The organism is Mobiluncus mulieris ATCC 35243 (genome assembly GCF_000160615.1).
Classification (GTDB): Bacteria; Actinomycetota; Actinomycetes; order Actinomycetales; family Actinomycetaceae; genus Mobiluncus; species Mobiluncus mulieris.
The window spans coordinates 1,154,242-1,154,792 of record NZ_GG668518.1 but is presented as its reverse complement, the minus strand read 5'-3'; the positions used below and the strand labels follow the sequence as shown (position 1 = coordinate 1,154,792).

General features: G+C 56.4%; 1 protein-coding gene. It reads left to right on the top strand.

Translation table 11 applies throughout. The annotated features are described in order from the left end of the window. Positions 1-229: 229 nt before the first annotated feature. Positions 230-551 (top strand): IS3 family transposase (locus HMPREF0577_RS11370; RefSeq protein WP_169305142.1); only part of this gene is annotated, 322 nt, incomplete at its 3' end.

The window sequence follows — 551 nt, the reverse complement described above, 5'->3', positions numbered from 1 at the left end:
AGCTTCGTGACATGAATGAGTTATTTAGAGCTGCTTTGGCTTTTTTCGCCTCGGATTCTCGGGGGTGTTTCTCCTAAACCGGCCAATCATGGCCGGTTTTTAACGGCTCCACGCTGCTACTGAGCGGCTCATGCGGCAAAGCCGCTGCCACTCAGTAGCAGCGGCGGAAATGATTGCGTTCATTGACCAGTATCGTAGTCGTTTCTCGGTCGAGTTCATATGTGAGACGTTGAGTGAGAACCTTGAGGGCGGGTTTATCACCTCGCGTGGTTACCGGGACGTGAAGACCCGCGTCGAGTCCACCAGGACTCAGCGTGACCGGGAACTTGTAGGCTTAATCCGCCGTATTCATGCGGAGAATTACGCGGTTTACGGGGTCCGGAAAATATGGCACGCACTGGGACGACTCGGGGTTGGTATTGGGCGGGAGCAGACCCGCCGGTTGATGCGCCTGGCTGGGGTTCAGGGCAAGTCTAAAGGCAGGATGCCCCTAACTACCCGGCCGCCTAAGACCCCTGATACGCGCCCGGATTTAGTGAACCGCGAGTTTC